Annotated in this window: 20 protein-coding genes; 12 read left to right on the forward strand and 8 right to left on the reverse strand. The window is 37.8% G+C overall.

All coding sequences use genetic code 11. The features are described 5' to 3' along the window. Window positions 1–2: 2 nt before the first annotated feature. Together AC27E9_RS09040 and AC27E9_RS09045 are read right to left on the reverse strand one after the other, a co-directional pair. Entirely contained in the window at window positions 3–2579 is a 2577-nt protein-coding gene (locus tag AC27E9_RS09040) for an intermembrane phospholipid transport protein YdbH family protein (RefSeq protein ID WP_487129376.1), read from the reverse strand. 78 nt (window positions 2580–2657) lie between these two features. Next, window positions 2658–3776 carry a c-type cytochrome gene (locus AC27E9_RS09045; protein WP_487129378.1) on the reverse strand — a complete coding sequence of 373 codons (1119 nt, stop codon included), beginning with the start codon at window positions 3774–3776 and terminating at the stop codon, window positions 2658–2660. Window positions 3777–4023: 247 nt separating this feature from the next. Between AC27E9_RS09045 and AC27E9_RS09050 the strand changes: the two genes are divergently transcribed. Together AC27E9_RS09050 and AC27E9_RS09055 are read left to right on the forward strand one after the other, a co-directional pair. Beyond that, a complete protein-coding gene (locus AC27E9_RS09050) occupies window positions 4024–4701 on the forward strand; it encodes an alpha/beta hydrolase (RefSeq protein WP_487129380.1) in 678 nt (225 codons plus the stop codon). Window positions 4702–4731: 30 nt separating this feature from the next. Continuing rightward, window positions 4732–4905 carry a hypothetical protein gene (locus tag AC27E9_RS09055; protein ID WP_487129381.1) on the forward strand — a complete coding sequence of 58 codons (174 nt, stop codon included), beginning with the start codon at window positions 4732–4734 and terminating at the stop codon, window positions 4903–4905. A gap of 73 nt (window positions 4906–4978) precedes the next feature. Here AC27E9_RS09055 and AC27E9_RS09060 read toward each other — a convergent pair whose 3' ends face one another. The 4 genes from AC27E9_RS09060 to AC27E9_RS09075 form a co-directional block, all read right to left on the reverse strand. Continuing rightward, on the reverse strand, window positions 4979–5581 hold the full coding sequence (locus tag AC27E9_RS09060; RefSeq protein ID WP_487129383.1) for a DUF938 domain-containing protein: 603 nt from the start codon (window positions 5579–5581) through the stop codon (window positions 4979–4981). A gap of 37 nt (window positions 5582–5618) precedes the next feature. Continuing rightward, window positions 5619–6773, reverse strand: coding sequence for a GNAT family N-acetyltransferase (locus AC27E9_RS09065; RefSeq protein ID WP_487129385.1), 1155 nt, complete (start codon window positions 6771–6773; stop codon window positions 5619–5621). A gap of 194 nt (window positions 6774–6967) precedes the next feature. Continuing rightward, window positions 6968–7627 (reverse strand): PEP-CTERM sorting domain-containing protein, encoded by a 660-nt coding sequence (locus tag AC27E9_RS09070; RefSeq protein WP_487129387.1) that lies wholly within the window; start codon window positions 7625–7627, stop codon window positions 6968–6970. Between the two features lie 343 nt (window positions 7628–7970). After that, entirely contained in the window at window positions 7971–10619 is a 2649-nt protein-coding gene (locus AC27E9_RS09075; protein ID WP_487129389.1) for a TonB-dependent receptor, read from the reverse strand. 275 nt (window positions 10620–10894) lie between these two features. Between AC27E9_RS09075 and AC27E9_RS09080 the strand changes: the two genes are divergently transcribed. The 9 genes from AC27E9_RS09080 (at window position 10895) to AC27E9_RS09120 (ending at window position 18059) form a co-directional block, all read left to right on the forward strand. Continuing rightward, window positions 10895–11251, forward strand: coding sequence for a DUF2750 domain-containing protein (locus tag AC27E9_RS09080; protein WP_487129391.1), 357 nt, complete (start codon window positions 10895–10897; stop codon window positions 11249–11251). A 575-nt stretch (window positions 11252–11826) separates the two neighbouring features. Then, window positions 11827–12429: an HvfX family Cu-binding RiPP maturation protein gene (locus AC27E9_RS09085; RefSeq protein WP_487129393.1), complete on the forward strand. Its 603-nt coding sequence runs from the start codon at window positions 11827–11829 to the stop codon at window positions 12427–12429. A gap of 45 nt (window positions 12430–12474) precedes the next feature. After that, window positions 12475–12945, forward strand: coding sequence for a BufA2 family periplasmic bufferin-type metallophore (gene bufA2, locus AC27E9_RS09090; RefSeq protein WP_487129395.1), 471 nt, complete (start codon window positions 12475–12477; stop codon window positions 12943–12945). A 49-nt stretch (window positions 12946–12994) separates the two neighbouring features. Next, complete coding sequence (bufB, locus tag AC27E9_RS09095) at window positions 12995–13831, forward strand: MNIO family bufferin maturase (RefSeq protein WP_487130038.1); 837 nt, start codon at window positions 12995–12997, stop codon at window positions 13829–13831. Window positions 13832–13897: 66 nt separating this feature from the next. Continuing rightward, on the forward strand, window positions 13898–14689 hold the full coding sequence (locus AC27E9_RS09100; protein WP_487129397.1) for an HvfC/BufC family peptide modification chaperone: 792 nt from the start codon (window positions 13898–13900) through the stop codon (window positions 14687–14689). 243 nt (window positions 14690–14932) lie between these two features. Next, entirely contained in the window at window positions 14933–16354 is a 1422-nt protein-coding gene (locus tag AC27E9_RS09105) for a COG3014 family protein (protein ID WP_487129399.1), read from the forward strand. A 48-nt stretch (window positions 16355–16402) separates the two neighbouring features. Beyond that, a complete protein-coding gene (locus tag AC27E9_RS09110; RefSeq protein ID WP_487129401.1) occupies window positions 16403–16879 on the forward strand; it encodes a YcfL family putative periplasmic lipoprotein in 477 nt (158 codons plus the stop codon). Between the two features lie 18 nt (window positions 16880–16897). Beyond that, the gene (lpoB, locus tag AC27E9_RS09115) at window positions 16898–17500 is read left to right on the forward strand and encodes a penicillin-binding protein activator LpoB (protein WP_487129403.1); all 603 of its coding nucleotides are present in this window, start codon (window positions 16898–16900) and stop codon (window positions 17498–17500) included. A 91-nt stretch (window positions 17501–17591) separates the two neighbouring features. After that, window positions 17592–18059 (forward strand): outer membrane lipoprotein, encoded by a 468-nt coding sequence (locus AC27E9_RS09120; RefSeq protein WP_487130040.1) that lies wholly within the window; start codon window positions 17592–17594, stop codon window positions 18057–18059. A 62-nt stretch (window positions 18060–18121) separates the two neighbouring features. On the opposite strand, the gene AC27E9_RS09125 is transcribed toward AC27E9_RS09120, so the two are convergent. Then, window positions 18122–18631: a DUF922 domain-containing protein gene (locus tag AC27E9_RS09125; protein ID WP_487130042.1), complete on the reverse strand. Its 510-nt coding sequence runs from the start codon at window positions 18629–18631 to the stop codon at window positions 18122–18124. A gap of 254 nt (window positions 18632–18885) precedes the next feature. Between AC27E9_RS09125 and AC27E9_RS09130 the strand changes: the two genes are divergently transcribed. Next, complete coding sequence (locus AC27E9_RS09130; RefSeq protein WP_487129405.1) at window positions 18886–19509, forward strand: 3'-5' exonuclease; 624 nt, start codon at window positions 18886–18888, stop codon at window positions 19507–19509. Between the two features lie 74 nt (window positions 19510–19583). On the opposite strand, the gene AC27E9_RS09135 is transcribed toward AC27E9_RS09130, so the two are convergent. Further along, window positions 19584–21248: a formate--tetrahydrofolate ligase gene (locus tag AC27E9_RS09135; RefSeq protein WP_487129407.1), complete on the reverse strand. Its 1665-nt coding sequence runs from the start codon at window positions 21246–21248 to the stop codon at window positions 19584–19586. Between the last annotated feature and the right edge of the window lie 356 nt (window positions 21249–21604).

Raw genomic sequence — 21604 nt, forward strand, 5'->3', positions numbered from 1 at the left:
CCTTAATTTTTTTGTAAACCTTTAATAAGACCTTCTTCAAAGCGCTGCGTTATTGACAAAGATTCAAGTAAGCCTAGTAAGTCGTAACTTAAATTCAAGTTGAGATTAACGTCATTATCAATGTCAGGGTTTCGACCTTTTATTACCGTTTCTAAAAGCATATAGCCATCATCTGCCATAGAAACTGCAGAGGATAGTTGGTGATAATGTAAGTTTTGCAAAGCGTCAAATGCCAATTGCAGCTGGCTATTATTAGCTTTTAACTCAGTAACTGCTGGGTTATCTATTACTTGTATCAAACCATTACTAATATTGTGCAGTTCACCGTTTTCTATGGTGTATTTTTCGCCGTCATATTTAATTGGAAGTTGGCCGGAAATATCACCTGTTACTACAATGCCTTGTTTTTTATCTAAAGCCAATACTTGCTCTAAGTCTATACTGTGAAGCTGAACATCAACTGAATGGCCATGCTCAAAAGGCCATTGTATTTTGGGGATCGAAAAACTGCCTCCCAGTACATCAGCTTTTAGCTTGTTAGCTGAAAAGTTAAAGCTTTTATTAAAGGTCCAGTTTGTATTAATGGAAAGCTTAGAGATCGGGGTTGGTGTTTCAATTAACTCAACTGTTAAATTCTCTTTTGGACTTGGTGAAGTTGTTATTTTTCCTGCCAATAAGGTGAAATGTTGCTGCCAATTTAATTCTTGCAACCATATGCCATCGATATCACCACTGGCTGAGGTGACAGCAACTGAAACATCAACAGGCGTGTTACTTAGCTGATTAAAGTTTGTTATTTGGCCTGATATATTGTAATCAAGCAAACCATCAATTAGCTCTATTTTTGTTGGCAATTGTATGTTTAACGAAAGCAGGTCGGTTAATTGCAATGCTTGCGCTGCTATTTGAAGTTTTGGTGATAATACTGGGCCAGAAATAATCATGTTACCAAGAGCAACTTCGTCTGCACTTACCGATGTATTTATGTTGATATCTTCCATATTGCCATTAACGTCACTTGCAATGTCAAACGTTTTAATTTTTATGGTATTAGGCACAACTAAACTTGTTGCACGGCTTTCTATCTTTAAACTCAAGTTAGTTTTTTTATCAGCAAGTAGTTGAATGCTTCCTGCCAAGGACGCATTCAAACTATCTACATCCATGAGTATTTTGCTATTGTCTGATTTATTAACTTCTTTGAGTAATATGCTGTGAGCAATGATTGATGACGTATCTGCTAAATTAATGCTGGTATCATTTGCTGATTTGTTTAGTGAACCAGTCAAATGCAGTGTAATAGGGTTAGTGGTAAAGTTGTTAACCTCTGCAATATTCAAAGGGCTGTCAATGGTAAAGTTTTCAATAACTACGTTGTTAGGCAAGTTAGTGTCATTGTTTGCTAAATCAGCGTTTATATTACTGAGGTTCACATGATGAAATTGCTGTTCGCCATTTGCGCTTAGTTCAATACGACTAAGATTTATTTTTTTGTCATTTAAGGTAAGTAAGCTGTTATTTGGGATGGTTAGTTTTATTTCATCAACAGGATTATTTTTCAGTAATGTTAGTATCGCTGGTGACAGCTGATTTTTTTCTAATAATGCTAGTAGGCTATTTGTGGCATAAGTTAGTGAGAGATTATTATGGTTTGTAAATGTTAGTTGTAAATTCGATTTATTGTTATTTTCTTCTAAATTACTGAACTGATTATCGTCACTACCTAAAGATAGTTTCCCAGTAAAATCAAACGCTCCAGCTAATTGGAAGGCACCACTATTGGCAATGCCATCATCTGACGTTATCGATAATTTAGTTATTTTAGAGGCTAATGTCAGCGTGTCTTTATGATGTTCTACTTTTAAACCAAGCGTGCCTGATGTCTGAATGTTTTTGATTATATTTTCTAATTCGGCTGTTGTCGGTAATTGATGTGATGTAATGAAATCTTTAAGTAATTTGATATTACTCGTAATAGCAAGGGATGTATCTTGCTGTAGCTTCTTTAATTCAATATGCGCAATGTTGTGATTAGCGACATTACGCAATGATAACAAAGCCTTGTTGTTCGTTAATGAAAATTCTCCATAGTATCTAGTATTAGGGGTCTTGAAAGGAATATAGGAAAGTGCATTTATATTTACTATGGGCGCCCGGAGTTGCTGTATTTGCTTGAGTGTTGTTTGTACTGCTGCGGAAGCTTGTTTTACTAATGACTCGTTATTTGCTTGCTTATTGTTAATAAGTGGTGTTTTTACTTGTGAAAATAAATGTTCCGAGCCTACAATTTTTACTTCATCTATATCAATATCAGTGATTTCTACTGATGAATTATAACGCCACTTCAGGGTTAAGTTATTAATATCGATATCAGCCTTAGGGCTTTGTATGCATAATTTGTCGATTACTAATGCAAATTTGCTGGTAATGCCTACTTGTAAACAGTCGACTTTTAATTGATATCTATTTAACTGTTCATCAGCAATATTATTAATGATACTAATACGAGCACTATAAACAATAAGTATGATTGCGAAAAAAACACAAAGACTTGCTAAAGTAACTTTAAAAAGTCGCACTTAGTTCTCCGTTGTAAAGTATGGCTTGATAGGATTGTAATAATATTTTTAACTTTAGTTCTCATGCATTTATTATTGTTAATTGGAAACGTCTTCAATATTTCCTCGCATAACAGGGTAACCTAAATTCATCCAACCGAATATACCTTCCCACAAAACTGCCGTTCGAGTATAACCGCGCCTTCTTAATTTTTTTATAGTATGGTCAGCTGCCGCACGTGGGCATGAGCAATAGGCAATTATTTGAACATCTTTTGGAATACCTGCAACCGTTTCATCTAAGTCGGCATAATAAGGGAAGGGGATTGAACCCTCAATATGTGCGGTTTGCCAAACTGAAGGCACGCGGGTATCGAGTAACACCATTTTTTTGTTTTCTTTAAGTGCCTGGAATAAATGTGCTGATGACACGTACATGCCATCTTGTAATTTGAAATTAGGATCATCGCCATTTTTGTTAATAACGTATTGCTCAGGTGTTGGTAGTGCTTTTAGTATGGTTCTTTCATCTTTCCAGCCCAATGCTTTACTGCGCAGAAAGGCGGTAATATTGTTAATTTCATCTGGTGATAAAATATCTTTGAAAGCTTGCATTGGTGTGTCTTGTCGGCCATTTTCGATAGCATGTCGAATAAATTCATCGGTATTGTGGGCTAACGCAGATTGGTTTGTTAATGCAGGTGCAGTTACCCCCTGGCCTTTATCACCGTGGCATGAACTACAATGTTGCTGATATGTGCCAGCGCCTTTTTCACTATCTCCAATCACAGGTTTGGTCGAAAACTTTAAACGTTCAACACCAGACATTTCAAATAACCAATAGGTTAAGTTCCAAGTTTCCGCTAGTGTCATTGGTCCGCCGACTTCATCGAGGTAACCGCCCATTGCTGTGCCTTTTCTGCCATATGACATAGGTCGCAATATTTGGTGGGCAACACCTGACTCCATTAAGCTTTTACTACTCAAAGACGGTGCATGATCGTTAGCATGGCCTTCACGGTCTTCTCCATGGCAAAGGGAGCAGTATTTTTGATAGTTGGCTGCTGCGACTTTTGACTGTTCGCTGGTCAGTTTTCTTGGAGGTGAAATGGTACTTCGTTCTTGGCTTTTTGTGTTGGCCAATGAGGGCATTAGCAAAATGAGCACAAAACTTAGCAGTGTAGATTTTTGGAACAAAAAAGATGGTTTCTTATTCATGGTGCTTCCTTGACATTTTACCCGTAATGGCTACACCTTATTGGGCTTATTGACTAGCGTCAATGTTTAATAGGTGTTTGAAAACTCTAGTAACAATTAACTATTTTGAATCGTGAATTTTCTAGCTGCTTACTGCAGTGTGTATTAGGTAATTATATTTATACTAGCTATGAACTTGGTTGTATCGCACCTAACAGAAACGTTATGATAGCGACAATTTTATAATCTCATCAAATAAGAGGAAAGCATGTCAACCGCACCATTAGATCGTATTACCGTAGAACCTAAAGTACCTGCAACGGCCTGTGTTATTTGGCTGCATGGACTAGGTGATTCCGGTGATGGTTTTGCGCCAATAGTGCCTGAACTTAGATTGCCAAATAATCATCCTGTTAGGTTTATTTTTCCGCACGCGCCTCAGCAACCTGTAACGATTAATCAGGGCTATGTTATGCGTTCATGGTACGACATAAAAAGTATGGACTTACATAGTCGCGCTGATATGACAGGTGTGCTTGAATCGGAAGCAAAAGTTAAAGACTTAATTCAAGAACAAATTGACGGCGGAATTTCGGCCAATAATATTGTTTTAGCAGGCTTTAGCCAAGGTGGCGTTGTCAGTTTATTTACCGGCTTACGATACTCAGAAAAATTAGCAGGTATTATGGCGTTATCATGTTATTTACCTAGTGCTGATAAGTTACCTGAGCAACTACATGAAGCGAATAAGCAAACAGCAATTTTACAGCAACATGGCGACAATGATGATGTCGTGCCACTAAGTGCGGGGAAAATGGCCAATAAACTGCTTAAAGAGAATGACTACGCTACCCAATGGCAAACTTATCCTATGGCGCATAATGTTCATCCACAACAAGTTCAAGATATTGCTGCTTGGTTAAAAAAACAATTAAAAATTGCCTAAGCTTAATGATCTAGCATAAGAGGTATGTAAATGTCTGAAGTGAAAGTAAAATTAGTTTTTGAAAAAGAAAATAAAAATAGCGTACGCTTTAAAGAAGTACCTGAGCCGGGCAAGGCTGAAGTGCTAGGTAGTGTTTATTTACAAAAATGGGTTGCTGGTAGCGCAAAGTCGATTGAAGTTTCAGTAAAGGTTGCTGAACAATAGCGAAAAATAGTTATGTTTTTTAGTAACCACCTTAATTGAGTAAATTATAAGAATGCGCATTAAGCGCATTTTTTTATCTACTTTTGCTAAGCTTGGTAAATACCAGTAAACGGTTGTTTGCTGGCATTTCATGGTCATAATCTAATTGTAATCCTGCTTTTTCTGCCAGTTTATTTATCGCTTCAATATCTCGGATGCCGCTATTGCTATCGCGTGATTTCAGCCATAAATCAAAATTTTCATTACTTTCGCTAGTAAATTTGCCTTGATAGTTAAATGGTCCGTAAATACATAATTTACCGTTGTTACTTAAGTGCTTTGACACACCAGCAAAGAATGCTTGCACTAATGACCAGCTAATAATGTGTAAAGTATTGGCGCTATAAATAGCGTCAATGTCCGTCACAGACCATTTATTATTTAGGTCGAGTTCAATGGGAGAGTGTAAGTTTTTTGCTGGATACTCGTTAAGCCATTGCTCAATCCCTTGATGATTAGCAAGCAGATCACTGGTTTGCCATGTTAGCCAAGGCAACTGCTTAGCAAAGTATATTGCATGTTGACCAGTACCCGAGCCAACTTCTAGTAATTTCTTACTATTTTGTAGTGTTTTTTTTAGGATAGGAAAAATAAAGGTTTTGTTATTCTCACATGCTTGGGAAAATGGTTTAGTCATCGTAATTTACTCTGTGCAGTTAGCTAAATTTTTGATTTTAATCATTCAACTTAAAAGGCAGCCGTTGTTGGCAATGCTGCAAATAGTGCTGCATTTGTTGCTGTTCTTGTAAGCAATAGGCTTTAATTGCAGGCCTAAATGCTGGGTGTTTGATCCAATGATATGAAGTGGTTAATTTTGGTTCAAAGCCTCGTTGAATTTTATGCTCACCTTGTGTGCCAGGGTGAAATAAGGCCAAGTTATTTTCAATACAAAATTCAATTCCTTGGTAATAACACAATTCAAAATGTAAATTGTTATAGGTTTTAGTACAACCCCAGTAACGCCCATATAAATTTTCATCATCAAAAAAGAACCAAGAACACGCAATATCTTCACTACCATGACTAGCAATAATTAGTAAAACATTATCAGGAAACTGCTGAATAATACGTTGAAAAAATTCGTAGTTTAGGTGAGGTGTATGGCCTCGTCTTAAGTACGTTAGCTGGTAGGTTAAATAGAAAAACTCTAACTCCTTTTGGTTAATGTTTTTACCAATAAGCCGTCTGATCTCAATGCCTTGTTCTGTTATTGTTTTTCGCTCTTTTTTGGTGTTTTTTCTTTTTCGCGCGTTAAAGCGTGCTAAAAAATCATCAAAACTTTGATAGCCGTAATTTAACCAATGGAATTGTACGGTATTACGTTGGTAAACATTGGCTAAAAGTTGCGTAGAATGAGCTTGATTTAACTCGGCGTCATTTTGGCAATACAGTATATGCCAACTATTAAAGTTTGAGGCATGGCAATGCTCGATTAATGCAGGATATAACTGATTGATATTAAATTTATTTGATAATAGTTTATTGCTGGTAACTGGTGTAAAAGGAATCGTAGCAACGAGTTTTGGGTAATAGGGAATATTATGTTGTTGATAGGCGTCAGCCCATGCCCAATCAAAAACATACTCACCCCAAGAGTGAGATTTACTATACATAGGCAAAATAGCGTCAATATCATGCTTGCCATGTGTATTATTTGTTGAGGTTAGTTTTAGATGATGAGGCTGCCAACCTTGCTTGCTTGATACTGAGCCACTATTTTCAAGGGTATGAAAAAAACGATAATTTGAAAATAGTGATGTTTGACGGTTTAAATTTTGCCAGTCACTTTCTGAAATTTCATTAATGCTATTTATGACGTTAATTTTCAAAGATAAATCAGGTTACTGGAGATTTGTGCTATCAGCTTAACAGAAGCTCTCATTATTGAGGTAGCGATTATTTCTTAGTGTTACTTTTAAGTATTGCTATATTGTTACAGTGAATAAAAATTAGCTTTAAGTAAATACTGGAAAAATAGCCTTCAACTAAAGTAGAAGGCCACAAGTTTGATATTACAATAATATTAAGCTGCTTTACTTCTTAGTGCTAATCCCACTAACGCTAAACCAAACAAGGCAACTGAGGTTGGCTCTGGCACTTGGCTTTGTGCAGAAAATGAAGTACGCATGTTTATAGCATTTGGTGCACCACTGTCTTTCGACAATATGCTTGGTGCTAAAGACTGGTCAAACGATAAAAAGGTAATGCCATTTGTTAGACCAGATAAATTACTAAAACTAATATCAATATCGAAATTATTCATATCAAATAATTGAAATATCATGCCGTCATTTTTCCCTGCATTCCAGCGCCAGTTAACACCATTAGTCACTTGTTTATCGCCAGGATCATCCATAAATAAAATATCGCCAAAAGTGTTCATGTTATTTATGCGCATTTTCGCGCGGCCACCGTCACCTTCACCAGGTTTATCAACCAAAGTAATTAAGGCTAAATCATCATCATGTTGAGCGAAAAACATCACAATACTATCATTTAGTTCGTAACCGGTGTTTGACGACCATTTGTGACACATGGTGTTGTAGTCGTAAAAGTCAGTAAAACTTTCATCCAACATTAATGGTTGAACAGGTGTACTATCGTTTAATGAAAGTAGTGTTGCGCTTGCTGTATTTGTTAAAGCTAGCATTAACAGTGCTGTGGTTTTAATAAAATAATTCATACTAATATCCTCACTTTAGCAGTTACCTGTAAATTGCAGGTTGTGTACCAAATGAACTTGTTATGGTGAACAAAGCGCATGAATTTGATTTTAATTTTTTAAGTTGCTGTTATTTTAAGGTTTTATGGTGGCATTGTTTTTCAATTGGAAGTTATTCGCAATTTTCATGTATCGCATTATGCGAAAGTTTTGTTCTATTCATTTGCAAATTGCAAAACGGTTTTGCGATTTGCAATATAGTCATGATTTATGCAATAGAAATATGCAAAAAGTAAGAATAAGATAAAGCCGTAATATTTCTTACGGCTTAATTGTTCCATTCTCTATATGTATAAATTAGGAATTAGAAAAAGTAATTAGCTTTTATATAACCTCGGCGGCCGACGGTATCATAAGTAAATACGTCTGTGTTTGCGTCATTCCAAGACGTTAAAAAAGGTGGCTGCTTATCAAATAAATTATCAATACCTGCTGAGATGATTAAGTCATCAGATATTGCATAACTTGCCTGTAGATCGTGATAGAAAATACTAGGTACTGCGCTACCTATTTCACCGCCATCATTTTCATCATCCGCTTTTCCTATGTAGCGAATACTATAATTAAGCTTCCAAGCTTGTGTTGCAATTGTGGCATGAATATTACTTTTCCATTTGGCAAAGCTACCGCGATCGGCGGTTATTTTACCTAATAACACTTCTGTTTCCGCACCAGAAAATGCGGTATTCTCGTGTGTTAATAAGCGCGTAACATCCCAGTTAAATGAAAACTGGTAGCCATTGTGTTCGGTTTTGTATTTTAAGTTAACATCGAGGCCTGCCACGTGTTCATTGGCGGCATTCATTGGACGTTTTTCAATTTCTATCACTTGATGAGTGTTTTCATCTCGAACAATATTGTTGCAATACTCGGCATATGCACTTGGATCGGAATAGCACAGTCTTAACATATTTGAACCGGCAACTGCATTAATGGCGTCATCTATTTCAATATCAAAATAATCTAGTGTTAATATTAAATCATCAGCATAAGGGCTTTGCCATACCGCGCCTAATGTTAATGTATTGGCGCGCTCAGGGCCAACATCTGGGTTACCACCGACACTTGTTTTTACTGTTTGTCCATCTTGAACAAAGTCAACGGGTACACCTGCGGCTAGACAATTTTCCTTGATTACTCCAGTGGCGCCATCGCATGGATCCACTGTAATAAGGTTTTCGGTATTAGTACCACCAAATTGCTCTGTTATGGTTGGCGTTCTAAATGCAGAGGAGCGCACGCCACGAAGCATTAAGGCGTCATTTATGCGCCAAGTTAAACCAAGTTTAAATGTGGTGTCAGAGCCAAACGTTGAATAATCCGAGTAGCGTAATGCTATATCGGCAGCCAAATTATCCGCCCAAAATTGATTTTGTGCTAACGGTACAGCAAACTCTATATAAGCTTCTTTTACTTGGTAGCTACCTGAGATGGCGTCTTCGTCACCATTTTGTTGGGCAATGGTGTCGGGTTTACGCCAACCTTTTTCATCGCGCTGCTCAATGCCTGTTGCGAAAGCTAATGTACCTGAGTCAAGCTCGATAATATCGCCGGTTAATTGTCCAGTCCATGCACGTAGTTCGTTACCGCCGGTTCCTTCGCGTTGGTAAGTGACATAATCGATAACTTCTTGAGAAAGTTCACCAACACCAAAGTAGTCACCACACGGTATTGCTGCGTCGGCATCTGTACTGCATACTGAACTATCAAGCGTTTGCGCAACGCGTTCATCGTTGAAGTCGTAACTCCAACCGTCTGTGCCAGTGTTGCGTCCATAGCTATAGCTTAGTTGCCACTGCCAATCATTACTAAGTTCGCCATTAAGCATAAAGTTAGTTTGCAGGGTATTAGTGTCTTGATAAAACTCAGGGTTGTCGACTTCAATATTACGACGGTTTTTTAGTATTAAATCTTGCCCTGTAGGGTTGTAAATAAAGTCACTAGCAACTTCTACTCGCGAAAAACCACGTGGTGTCACGATTTGGCTTGAACGGCGATTGGCATAAATTAACTCAGTCGATAATTGGGTGCTGTCATTAATATCGTAATTAACTAACGTGGCAATATTAAAACGTTTCATTGGGCTATAAGAGTTAAGCGATTGAAACCAGTTATAACCGTGTTCACTATTTCTGTAAGTAGAGTAGCTATTACCATCGCCATTTGGGGCTTGGTTAAATTGCACTTCGCTACCATCAGCTAATGTTGCACGACCACCAATGGTTGAACCAGAATAGAAACACGCAAGTTTGCCATCAACTTCTTCTAATGGACACGGGTTACGTTCTGATTGTAAGGCACTTTCAGTATTAACATAATTAATATTGACCACCATATTACCACGACTAAAATCACCTCCTAAGGTTAAATTTATTTCTTGGTTTTCGGCATCACCTCGGTCACTAGCACCAGCTTTCATGGTAAGCTGCGCACCAGAAAAATCGTCTTTAGTGATAATATTAACAACACCAGCAATAGCATCAGCGCCGTAAATTGCAGAGGCACCATCTTTTAATACTTCGATGCGTTTAATTAAGTTTACTGGGATCATATTTAAATCAGGGCTGTCGTTGGCACCAGTGCCGCCAGCAACAATACGACGACCATTTAATAACACTAAGGTGCGTTTTATGCCTAAGCCACGTAAGTTAATTTGCGCGGTTGCATAACCGTTACTTGTCCAATAAGCATTGGTTGCGTTCCCTGCTGGGCCAGCTGCAGCGGTCATCTCTTGTAATAACTCTTCAACGCTAGATATGCCGGAAAACGCTATTTGTTGAGCATCAATAACGGTTACTGGGCTAGCTGACTCTAGATCGACTTGTTTTATACGTGAGCCGGTAATTTCAATTCTTTCGGTTGTTTGCGTATTTAAATTTTCTGCAATTGCTTGGGAAGTTGGAAGAATAGCAAGAGCGCAGCAAATGCTGAGATAAGATTTATTTAATAACATAAAGGGAACTCTTCGGTAACATCTAAAAATTGTCGCCACTATATCGGAAAAGTTCACTTTGCTACTGCGACATAATGTCGCACTTACCTTTGATTTATAAGAAAAATAATCGTTTCTTGATTTGAGATAAGTTTTATATCGCTTTGCTTGAATTTACTGCAATAGTCGTTTGACAAGCTAAGCTCTCGATTAGGTTATAAGCGTGGTGAGCTTCATTGAGTAAATGTTTTTGTCGCCGTATAATAACGGCAAAATTTTTTAGGTAAATTAGCGTTATGTCAGCAGCAAACATATTAAGCACATTCACAAAGCAGGTTAAAGACAGCCAAGTTATTTGGGCATTACAAGATCAAGCAAGTGAAGATTGGGTGGTACTTGACTCGGTTAACTATGAAAATACAGAAGTTATGCCGTTGTGGTCAACGGATGTTTTAGCAAAAAAACACTGTGTTGAAGAGTGGGCTAATTATGCTCCTGCTGCTATTAGTGTTGCTGATTGGATGGAATTTTGGGTAGAAGACTTGCTCGCAGATGGCATCATTATTGGCCTTGATTGGCAAGAAAGTGATGACTGCGCAGAAGTAGAGTTAGCTGAATTTACCCAAGCATTGGCTGAAGTTGAATCATTATAGTTGATTCTTTTTAGTGACGATTAAATAAACCGGTAATGTTGGTTGTAGCAGTTAGTAGTAGCGATTAAGCTTGCCGGTTCATTCTGCTGAATTTTTTAAATTCTCCTTTTTACATTCTATTATAAGTTTTACTTCTTCTATAGCTCTTCATAATTAAGTGCTTATTGGCATTATTTTTATAAAAAATTAATTTTTTTATTTCCTTATTTTTCGCTAAATTAGCGTTTCTAAAAAGTCACAATAACGAGTTATTTAATTAACCTTGTTATTAAAGTAGTTTTCATAAAGTTATTGTTTTTTATAACGATAAATGACCTTTGTTATAAGTTTTATGTCGGCGCCACCCGTGTTTCTTTGATTGAAAAATAGTCACGAACGGTATTTTTACATTTATATTTCAAATAATTTTTTACTAGCCTCATCGCTATTTTCTTAACGAAATTTAGTGAAATGACTCTACTACTTGTCGGGTCAAATTAGGCAGTTAGCAAAACATTTGAATTAAATTAATTATTTAGACATTGATTAATTTGAACTAAAGTTAAACTTTACGCACAAGAACAACAGGAATGAACATGGTGAAAGCAATATTGAAAAAAGGTTATGGCTTATTAAACTCGACTAAAAAGTTGGATTTTTTAGCGCCGCTATTATTACGGTTATATTTAGTACCTATTTTTTGGATGGCAGGTACGAATAAAATTGAAGGCTTTGACAATATTGTACAGTGGTTTGGTAATGATGATTGGGGCTTAGGTTTACCTTTCCCATTTGTTTTAGCCATTTTAGCCATTGGCGCTGAAGTTATCGGTGCTATTGCTTTATTACTGGGTTTTGGGGTTCGTTTAATGGCAGTTCCTATGATGTTTACTATGGTGATTGCAATGACGTCAGTTCATGGGCAATACGGCTGGCAAGCAATAGCTGATGCTGGTGCTCCATTTGCAAATGAGCGGGTTGAGGCATCGGTAGAGAAAAAAGAAATTATTATCTCTATTTTGCAAGAGCATGGTAATTACGAATGGCTTACAAGTAGCGGCAGTGTCACCATTTTAAACAATGGTATTGAGTTTGCTGCGACGTATTTCATTATGTTACTGGCACTATTCTTTATCGGCGGAGGTCGTTATGTCAGCTTAGATTATTGGTTTAAGCGCAAAGTAATGCCGGATGCATAAATTCATTAATAACAAAATCATATACTAGAACTATCGGAGAATGTAATGAGTCAAAATACTAAAACTAAATTTCAAGGTGCCGCAGTTGCATTAGCAGTAGCAGGTTTAATGGGATGTTCTGCCGTAACAGCTGAATCTTCAAGTAAAACGGCGGCGTCGAATTCAAATACTGCTGAAATGGCACATTGTTATGGCGTAAATAAATGTAATGGCCATAATGACTGTAAAACTGCTGAAAATGCCTGTAAAGGTCAAGCATCATGTAAAGGCCATGGCTTTGTTGCTATGTCGACTAAAACTTGTGGTGATATTGGCGGTACAGTAAAAGATGACTGGCGTGGTGAAGTTAACACTGCAGAACTAACGCATTGTTACGGTGTTAATGTCTGTAAAGGTCATAACGACTGTAAAACGGCAGAAAACGCTTGTAAAGGTCAAGCATCATGTAAAGGTCATGGTTTTGTTGCTCTTTCAGCGCAAACTTGTGACGATGTTGGAGGTACAGTTGGCGAATAAGCAAACTGTTAGCAGCACGGAAGGAGAGCATTCGCTCTCCTTTTCTCAAATGCCAGTCCCCGAACATTTTTTAGGCTTTGGTTTAGGCCTTAGAACTGAACATTTTCAAGATGTGCTCGACAACAAACCAGCAATTGATTGGTTTGAAGTGGTATCAGAAAACTTTATGGTTGACGGTGGTAAACCTAAGCATTATTTACATAGTATTCGCGAACTTTATCCTATGGTAATGCATGGCGTATCTTTGTCTATTGGCTCAACTGACCCATTAAATTTTGATTATTTACGCAAACTAAAAGTGTTAACCAACGAGCTACAACCAGAGTGGATTTCGGATCATCTATGCTGGACAGGAGCCCACGAAAAAAATAGTCATGACTTACTCCCGCTGCCATATAATGATGAAGCATTAGCGCATGTTTGCCAGCGCATAGAACAAGTGCAAGAGTTTTTAGGGCGACCAATATTGCTGGAAAATGTTTCCAGCTACCTAACCTATAAAAACTCCGAAATGACTGAGTGGCAGTTCTTTAATGAAGTTGCGCGTCGCTCGGGTTGTGAAATTCTTCTCGATATTAATAATATATATGTAAGTGCCCGTAACCACGACTTTAACCCACAAGATTATCTTGACGGTATTGCCAAAGATAAAGTGAAGCAGTTTCATTTGGCTGGACATAGTGATTATGGCGATTATGTTATTGATACTCATGATCACCCGGTGGCTGACCCTGTTTGGCAGCTTTATCAACAAGCACTGCAACGATTTGGTTGGATCAGCACTATGATTGAGCGAGATGATAATATCCCGCCGTTAGCAGAACTTTTAGCTGAAGTGGACACCGCACGTTCAATAGCAAATAAAACCTTAGGGGTTATTTCATAGCGAAACCCTAAGACAAAAAATTAAAAATCGCCGTAAAGCTATATTATTAATAGAGAAAAAAACTACGTGACTAAACTTTCACTGCATACGCTACAGCAGCAAATGATGAATTACTTAACTGATGATACATTAGTTGAACATGAACCTAGCATAGCGAAGAACGTTGAAAATCATGGCGGTATAAGTCGTGAAGCGCGTTTACATATTTATAAAAATGCTTATCAAATGCGCTTAAAAGAAACCATTGATAACGACCATGAGTTATTAGGTTTATATTTAGGTGACGATTTGTTTGATCAAATGGTTAGCGGCTATATTAAAGCGTACCCATCAAATAATACTTCTTTACGAAATTTTGCCGATTTATTGCCAAAATTTCTAGCCAGACATGCACCATTTAAAGACTATCCATTAATTGCAGAATTAGCACATTTTGAAAGGTTACTTATGGTTGCTTTTGACGCTGCAGATAGTGAGCGTTTTCGTCGTGAGGACTTACTAAGTACGCCACATGAACAATGGCCAGCACTTGTGTTTCGTTTTCACCCAAGCGTGCAACTTAGCCACTTTAAATTTAATACGGTGGAAACATGGCAAGCATTAAAGCAACAACAAGCGCCGGAGCCAGCAAGCCAAAAAAGCAGCACTTGGTTGTTATGGCGAAACCAACAACGGTTAACACAATTTAGGTCAATAACAGCGCAAGAGTATAGTTTAATTTCTATGATACTTAGCGGCAGCAATTTTGCCGAGCTGTGCGATTACCTACTGTCACAGGCGCCTGAGCAAGATGTTAGTCAATTAGCGCTCAATTATTTATTATCTTGGCTAGATGATGGCATTTTAGCGAGTCGATAAAACAACTAAACTTAATATGTGTTGATTTATTGCACACCTCTAGGTTTTCTTACGTTTTTCTTACATTTTCCCTACAAAGTATTTATTGCCACTCGTCTACAATAGCTATACTTTATAACCAACTGCAGTGAATAAAAATTTACATTAACTTACGTATCATGACAGTAGATTACGGTAAATGTTTTATCATGTGGACATTAATTAAAGTACTACTAACACCTAACGGAAAATTATTTTTAGTCTATGAGCAAGTATTCTTTTAAACATATTGTTGTTGCTCTTTCTATATCAGTTTTATCTGGTTGTGCTTCATTGCAGTTAGCTGATCTTTTTCAAGGATATAGTAGCCAAATGAAGCCAGTAAAGGCGGCACAGCGCCGAGGCGAATTTGCAAAAGCACAAAATATATTAGGAGAAAGGGCGGCTAGTAATAATAGCTATGTCTTGAATTTATTGGAAAGAGGGCGCTTACAATTTTTAGCGTCTGACTGGCAAACAAGCCAAGCGACGTTTGCACAAGCTTATAAACAAATTGAAATACAACGAAATAAAGCAAAAATTCAGGTAAGCAAAGGTATAGAAAAGCTTGGTGCTGTAGTTAGTAACGATAATGCGATTTCATATCAAGTACCGTATTACGAGCAGGGTATGTTGCATAGCTACCAAGCAATGAATTATTTGTTTCAGCACGATTTAGAAGGAGCGTTAGTTGAAGTACGTCGCGCGAACTTAGTGCAAGAAAACGCGTTAAAAGCTTATGAAGATGAAGTTTTTCAGGCGCAAAATAAGCTGAGCAATTCAGGCATGAGCATTGATAGTATCGACAATGCTTATCCCAGCATGGCGGAAAGTATTGGTGATGTTAAAAATGGTTTTCAAAATGCGTTTACCTTTTACTTATCGGGCATTTTGTATGAAGCCAGTGGTGAGTTAAACGACGCTTATATTGATTACAAACGAGCGATAGAAATTTATCCTGAAAATCACTATTTACAGCAAGATGTTCTGCGTTTGGCTGCTCAATTAGGTATGCAAGATGATTTAGACAACTTTCAGCAGCGCTTTGGAAAATACCAAGCACAAGATATAGACCAACAAGGTCAAGTGGTGCTGTTAATAGAGCAAGAAATTGTTAATAGTAAGCAAGATGTTGGTTTAAACTTACCGGTTGGTCGTAGTAATCGGGGGCTAAAGTTTTTTAGTTTTGCTTTACCGGTATACCGCGGCGCATTACTGCAAAACAATCAATTAACCGTGAGTAATAATGGCGATAGGTATCCGTCGAGTGAAATTGTTCGTATTCAGTCACTCGCCGCGAAAGATTTACAAGATCAATTGCCTGCCTTACTTACACGACAAGTTGTAAGAGTGGTTGCTAAAGAGCAAATGCGGCAAAAGCTTAGTAAAGAAGCAGGTGATGTTGGTAATATTTTGGCAAGTATTTATAACGTAGCCTCCGAAAGGGCTGATACGCGAAGTTGGGCAACATTACCTGACGAAATTGATATCGTTAGAATGAATTTACCTACGGGTAAGCAAGTGTTGCAGGTGCAGCATAATGGCCAACAGCAGAATATCGAAATTGATGTTCAGGCTGGCAGAATGACATTCATCAATTTTTCTACAATTGGTAACTATACGGGTTACCAAGCAATAAACTTATAAACGGCGAAGTAATTATCAATGCCATTAAACGATAAATTAGGAGGTAAAATGTTTTATAGCAATAATATGTTAGACGCAAAGAAAAAGTTTGTAGCGAGCCTAAGTATGGTCGTACTGAGTGCCATTGTTATTTCTGGTTGCGCTAATAATAAACCTCCGGTGACATCCGGTACAGGCACCAGTGCCATGACGCAAGGTGATGATTTTAGTAAACACCTAGAAGTGCATAATGTAGAACTCGCCGAAAGATTATTTATCAGTGACGTTAAATCACGAAAAACTAATGGCTTACTAGAAGTTAACTTAGAGTTAACCAGCCGTTATGAAAAGTCTCAAAAATTACAATATCACTTCAATTGGTTTGACGCTGATGGTTTTGTTATTGAATCTCGAAAAACACCATGGAAACCACTGGAATTACATGGTCAACAATCCACTACTTTACGGGGTTTAGCGCCTAATATAAATGTTAGTACATTTAATGTTTATGTTCGCGAAATTCCAGAAAAAGCATACGAATATTAAACGGTAAGGAATAGAATTATGAATAAATTAGCACTGATAACAACACTCGGCTTAACCCTTGTATTTGCGGCGGGTTGTGCTAATAAATCGGTTGTGCGCTACGGTGACGCAACCGCAGTAGAAACAACAGATATTAATTTTGGCTCAACAGACTTGCAAAAAGTTGCTGCTGAAATGACAGACTCTTTGTTATTGTCGCCTGTCGTTGGCACTTTAACGCAAAACAAACGTCCAGTAATGTTTGTTGAGCGTTTGAAAAATAAAACCAGTGAGCATATTGATACAGAATCAATCACCGATTCTATTTCAACCAAGTTATTACGCTCGGGTAAATTCCGCTTTGTTGATATGGGACGTGTAGAGGCAGCGCGTAAACAACTGCAGTTTCAACATGAAGGTGGCATGGTCGACCCTAGTAAAGCACTACAATTTGGCCGTCAAATTGGTGCGCAGTATATGCTGTACGGCAATCTATCGAGCATTGTAAAAAGTAATCAAGATAAATCTGATGTTTACTATAAATTTACCTTACGCCTAATGGACCTTGAAAGTGGCTTAGTTGAATGGGCTGACGAAACTGAAATTCGTAAAACAAAAGCGAAAGAATCGGTTGGTTGGTAAACCATTGCGTTAGATGTTGGTCTAAGTGTTTGTAGGCTTTTTCAAATAGCAAAAACACTTAGACACTACACATTAAAATAAGGAGACAATGATGAAAGCAATTTATTTATCTTTCATTTGTTGGCTGGCATTTATGCCCTTCGCACATGCTGATTATGATAGAAACAAAGCGGTGCCAGTAGAGCAAGTACTATTTGGACAAGTATTGTCGGTGCGTAACATTACCGAACAAGAATTGATTCGAGATAAAAACCAGGGTTGGAAAACTTTTGGTGGTGCATTGATTGGTGGTGCTATCGGCAATCAATTTGGCAGCGGCAGTGGTCGAGATGTCGCAACGATATTAGGTGCAATTATCGGTGGCTCTGTGGCTCATAATCGCAATCCTGAGTATCGTGAAGAAACCTTACACTTAGTTGAACTAATGATAAAAGTGGAAAATGGCGATGAATATATGGTGGTTCAAGACTTAGATCGTCAAATGCGCTTTCGAGCCAATGATGAGGTTCGTATGATCTACTTGGCGAACGGCACAGTACGTATTGATAAACAAATGTAATGTATGCTGTCGCAAGATGTTATTGAAAAGACCTAGTATGATACTAGGTCTTTTTTTATGTACTAAATAGCACTTTTTAGTGAGACGCCTTGTGATTTTCCGTGCGCAGTTTTTTCATCATAGATTCTATCGGGCTGTTTATATTTGCTAATAATTTTATCAATTGAGGCTGTCACGGCATTATTCAGTTCGTCACATTTAGAATAGGAATTAAAAATACTGAGTAACTCATTGACCTCAATAAGTGCATTTTTACCATTTTCCATATGGCCGTGTTCATGACGTAAAAGTGCTTGGTAGTATTGGTCGAATGTTGTCATAACACCTCTGTTTGCATTTAGCGTTGGTGAAAGCCTTGGCATTTTAAAGTGCACACTTAGTGCTGTGGTATTCGAATATAAGTAGCAAATTTCATTTTTACTTTTCCAATTTAATTCCCACTTTATCTGCCAAGTTGTTTTAGCATGAAATTTTGAAGAGTTATTAATTATCGGGGTGTTTTTGATAATTTCAGTCTTAATATCTTGGCTAGATTCTGGATATATGTCATAAAAAGTAGTTTGATTGGTAATTTCTAGTGCCTGTAATTGGCAATTGAAAAAGTAATATCACTAGTGCAATAAGTCGCAAAATAACCTCTTTGAGAATGTATGTTGAACGTTTGACTGAGAGTGCTTTTTAAAAAGACTGTAGTTTACTTTACTATGACATAGTTTTAACGACTGATAAAAATCACATTATTTATACTCTTTGCTAAAACTTGATTTTGAAAAATAGCAAATCGTGTGATAATCATTTTTTATTAAGTATTGTTAAAGGTGTTTACGTGTTAGCAAGTTCTATTGTGGTGCTGGATTTTGAAACCACAGGTTTATCGCCCGACCAAGGAGATCGCGCCATTGAAATTGGTGCGGTTAGATTAGAAAATGGTATTGAGGTTGATAAGTTTCAGGCATTGATGAATCCTGGACGACGCATCAATAGTTTTATTGAGAATTATACTGGCATAACAAATCGTATGTTGGCACCTGCACCATCTTGTGAAAAGGTTATGGCAGATTTTGCTGATTTTATCGGTGATAGTAACTTACTTGCTCATAATGCTTCTTTTGATGGACGCTTTCTAGCGGCCGAGTTCTCTCGTATTAACCGTGACGTTATCGGTGAATTTAGCTGTTCGTTATTAGTTTCACGCCGCATTTACCAAGAAGCACCTAATCATAAATTAGGGACATTAATTGATTATAAAAATATAGCTGCTGATGGCAGTTTTCACCGAGCATTATTCGATGCTCAAATGACCGCTAAACTTTGGCTAACCATGCTTGATGATATTAGGGAACGTTATGATATCGAAGAAATTCCTTTTAGTTTAATTCAGCGTATTGCTAAAGCGCCAAAAGCACAAGTTGGCAAATTGTTAATGAATTATCAAGCGAAAATTAGTTAATACTAAAAAGGGTATTGTTATTACAATACCCTCAGTTCAGCATAAGAATTACGATTTCAAAATTCAGTTTTTATCTACTCAACACCGGTAATAACACCATTATCGAGTAATTCCACATCATTTGCCGCTGGATGTTTAGGTAGGCCAGGCATACGCATAATATTACCCGTAAGTACAACTAAGAAGCCGGCGCCCGCATTGATTTGAATTGAACTCACTGTTACTTCAAAATCGCGAGGTCTGCCATGCAACAATGGATCATCGGATAAGGAGCTTGGTGCTTTTGCGATACAAATGGGTAGGTGCGTTAAACCGAGTTGTTCAACATGTTTAAGGTCTTTTTCTGCTTGCTTTGAAAAAGCGACATCGTCAGCGCCATACATGGCTTGACTAACAATTCTTACTTTTTCCAACACAGGTTCGTCGAGTTGGTATAGAGGAATAAAGGGCTTGCTCTTCTCAACGGCAGACATCACCATTTTCGCTAAATCAATGGCACCTTTGCCACCTTCTGCATGGTGGTTACTTTCTGCAAACGATACACCTAATTCAATACAGCGATTTCGGATGATGCCTATTTCATCTTCACTATCGGTGGCGAAACGGTTCAGTGCAACGACTGGGTGTTTATTAAATAGTGCTACACTTTCAATATGTTTTTCTAAGTTCTCTAAACCTTGCTGAACCGCTGTAATATCTTCTTCTACTAGGTTTTTCTTGTCTTTTCCGCCGTGCATTTTTAACGCGCGTACGGTAGTAACCAGTACCACAACATCTGGATCAAGCTCAGCAATACGACATTTTATATCAAAGAATTTCTCTGCACCTAAATCAAAGCCAAAACCTGCTTCAGTGATTGCCCAGTCGGCATGGTGCATTGCCATTTTAGTGGCGATAACACTATTACAACCGTGGGCGATATTGGCAAATGGCCCGCCATGTACAAAAGCAGGTGTTCCTTCAAAGCTTTGCACTAGATTTGGTTGCAAGGCATCACGTAATAACGCCATCATAGCGCCGGTAATTTTGAGTTGTTTAGCGACTACCGGCTCACCTTCATAGGTATAACCGACTAAGGTTCGGTCTAACCTTTCTTTTAAATCTTTTGCGTCGTTGGCTAGGCAAAGCATGGCCATCACCTCTGATGCAGCAGTAATATCAAAACCACCTTCACGCGGGATCCCTTGCATTTTTCCGCCTAAACCTAATACTATTTTTCGCAAACTGCGATCGTTCATGTCCATCACGCGGCGCCAAACAATTTGTCGGGGGTCTATGTGTAAGTCATTGCCTTGGTATATATGATTATCTATACCAGCAGATAATAAGTTATTTGCGCTGGTGATGGCATGAAAGTCACCGGTAAAATGAAGGTTAATGCGATCACCTGGCATTATTTGGCTGTAACCGCCACCCGTTGCACCGCCTTTCATACCTAAACATGGCCCTAATGAAGGTTCACGTAATGCTAAGCATACCGATTCATTTAATTGAGTAAATGCTTGGCCTAATCCAATCGTTGTTGTGGTTTTACCTTCACCTGATGGTGTTGGCGTTGTCGCTGAAACTAATATTAACCGACCTTTTTTTCCTTGAGGCTTAGTTAAAGCGTTAACGTCAACTTTTGCAATGTCACGGCCATACGGATTTAAATCATCAGGTGATATATTTAGTGCATCGCTGATTTCTGTAATTGGTTTTGGGGTAAACTGTTGTGCAATTTCTACATCGGTAGCCATATCTATTCCTACGCAGTGGTTAGTGTTATTAGTTGTTTTAGTTATGTCATTATGTGCTGTTGATTTTCATTTCATTTTATTTTTGCTTATGCCTTAACTTACTTTTCAGTCCTGGTAATGTGATATCGAATTTAGAGTAAGTTCTTAAATAACATTAAGCATTTGATGGTCAGTTTTAGTGTTAACAGCGTTTTCTTCTGCAAAGTTCAACAGACCTCAGTTAAGCTAATCTATACTTAATTTACTAAGCATTAGTTGATTTGCAACAAAAGCTATACGATTTCTTAGTTTATAAAGCGGCACAATAGTAGCGTCTACTTTCCACTATGAAAGTTACAAGGTACTATCAATTAGGA

Source organism: Colwellia meonggei (assembly GCF_057537295.1).

Coding starts and splice junctions, on each gene's coding strand:
- AC27E9_RS09045 (WP_487129378.1), bottom strand. CDS start 3,776: ATGAATAAGAAACCATCTTTTTTGTTCCAAAAATCTACACTGCTAAGT.
- AC27E9_RS09050 (WP_487129380.1), top strand. CDS start 4,024: ATGTCAACCGCACCATTAGATCGTATTACCGTAGAACCTAAAGTACCT.
- AC27E9_RS09055 (WP_487129381.1), top strand. CDS start 4,732: ATGTCTGAAGTGAAAGTAAAATTAGTTTTTGAAAAAGAAAATAAAAAT.
- AC27E9_RS09060 (WP_487129383.1), bottom strand. CDS start 5,581: ATGACTAAACCATTTTCCCAAGCATGTGAGAATAACAAAACCTTTATT.
- AC27E9_RS09070 (WP_487129387.1), bottom strand. CDS start 7,627: ATGAATTATTTTATTAAAACCACAGCACTGTTAATGCTAGCTTTAACA.
- AC27E9_RS09075 (WP_487129389.1), bottom strand. CDS start 10,619: ATGTTATTAAATAAATCTTATCTCAGCATTTGCTGCGCTCTTGCTATT.
- AC27E9_RS09080 (WP_487129391.1), top strand. CDS start 10,895: ATGTCAGCAGCAAACATATTAAGCACATTCACAAAGCAGGTTAAAGAC.
- AC27E9_RS09085 (WP_487129393.1), top strand. CDS start 11,827: ATGGTGAAAGCAATATTGAAAAAAGGTTATGGCTTATTAAACTCGACT.
- bufA2 (WP_487129395.1), top strand. CDS start 12,475: ATGAGTCAAAATACTAAAACTAAATTTCAAGGTGCCGCAGTTGCATTA.
- bufB (WP_487130038.1), top strand. CDS start 12,995: ATGCCAGTCCCCGAACATTTTTTAGGCTTTGGTTTAGGCCTTAGAACT.
- AC27E9_RS09105 (WP_487129399.1), top strand. CDS start 14,933: ATGAGCAAGTATTCTTTTAAACATATTGTTGTTGCTCTTTCTATATCA.
- AC27E9_RS09110 (WP_487129401.1), top strand. CDS start 16,403: ATGTTTTATAGCAATAATATGTTAGACGCAAAGAAAAAGTTTGTAGCG.
- lpoB (WP_487129403.1), top strand. CDS start 16,898: ATGAATAAATTAGCACTGATAACAACACTCGGCTTAACCCTTGTATTT.
- AC27E9_RS09120 (WP_487130040.1), top strand. CDS start 17,592: ATGAAAGCAATTTATTTATCTTTCATTTGTTGGCTGGCATTTATGCCC.
- AC27E9_RS09135 (WP_487129407.1), bottom strand. CDS start 21,248: ATGGCTACCGATGTAGAAATTGCACAACAGTTTACCCCAAAACCAATT.